The sequence below is a fragment of the Rhodococcoides kroppenstedtii genome, assembly GCF_900111805.1.
GTDB lineage: Bacteria > Actinomycetota > Actinomycetes > Mycobacteriales > Mycobacteriaceae > Rhodococcoides > Rhodococcoides kroppenstedtii.
Genome location: NZ_FOJN01000028.1, coordinates 1 through 1,094, shown reverse-complemented (window position 1 = coordinate 1,094; position 1,094 = coordinate 1). Strand labels below are relative to the sequence as shown.

The window sequence follows — 1,094 nt, the reverse complement described above, 5'->3', positions numbered from 1 at the left end:
TGTAGTGACCTGAGAGGTTGTTGACGGCGTGCCGTCTTGAAATGGGGAGGACCTCCTGGCGGAGTGGATGTGTCTGGCATCTATCCGTAGGAGGTCCTCGTGTCCCACGCTAATGCCCGTACCACCGTGTTCGCTCGCCGCCTGATAGTCGAGCGTGTCGCGGCCGGGTGGCCACCAGCTCACGTCGCCGAGCAACTCGGGGTCTCGCGGGCCACGGTCTACAAATGGCTGCGCCGCCACCGTGAGGGTGGTGACGCGGCCCTGACCGACCGGTCCTCGCGCCCGCTGCGAATGCCACGCCGAACTCCGGCTCGGGTGGAGCAACGGGTTCTCGCCGCGCGCCGACGTCACCGTCGCGGGGCGGTCGTGTTGGCCGCCGAGCTCGGATTGAACCCCTCGACCGTGGGGCGGATCCTCGCCCGCCATCAGATGCCCCATCTGGCGGCGATCGACCCGATCACCGGCCAACCGGTACGCGCGTCGCGGCGCAGCACGATCCGCTACGAGCACCGCACCCCGGGCTCGTTGGTCCACGTCGATGTCAAAAAGCTCGGCCGTATCCCCACCGGCGGCGGCTGGCGGCTGCACGGACGTGATGCTGCGGTCTCGGTTGCCAACCGCCGCAAGCGAGTTCGGATCGGATACGACTACATCCACACCGCCATCGACGACCACACCCGGCTGGCCTACAGCGAGGCCCTACCCGATGAGAAGGACCTCACCAGCGCCGGCTTCCTGCACCGCGCCCTGGCCTGGTTCGCCGGCCACGGCATCCGCGTACGACGCCTGTTGACCGACAACGCTCTGGTCTACCGACGGGGCACGAACTGGGGTTGGGTCTGCACCGCCTGGGGCCTCAAACGGCGCTTCATCCGGCCCGGCTGCCCATGGACCAACGGCAAAGCCGAACGCTTCAACCGCACACTGCTCACCGAATGGGCCTACGCCCGCCCCTGGTCGTCGAACCGGAACCGCACACGAGGCCTTGACCGCTTCCTTGTCCGCTACAACACTCGACGAGGCCACTCCGCCCTCGGCGGACACCCACCCATCACCCGACTGACCGCCTGAGAACAACGTGTCAGGTCACTACA

1 protein-coding gene is annotated in these 1,094 nt (G+C 67.6%); it reads left to right on the top strand.

The genetic code is table 11. The annotated features are described in order from the left end of the window. The first annotated feature begins 99 nt into the window (after positions 1-99). Positions 100-1,071 (top strand): IS481 family transposase, encoded by a 972-nt coding sequence (locus tag BMZ18_RS19010; RefSeq protein ID WP_068366108.1) that lies wholly within the window; start codon positions 100-102, stop codon positions 1,069-1,071. Positions 1,072-1,094 lie beyond the last annotated feature (23 nt).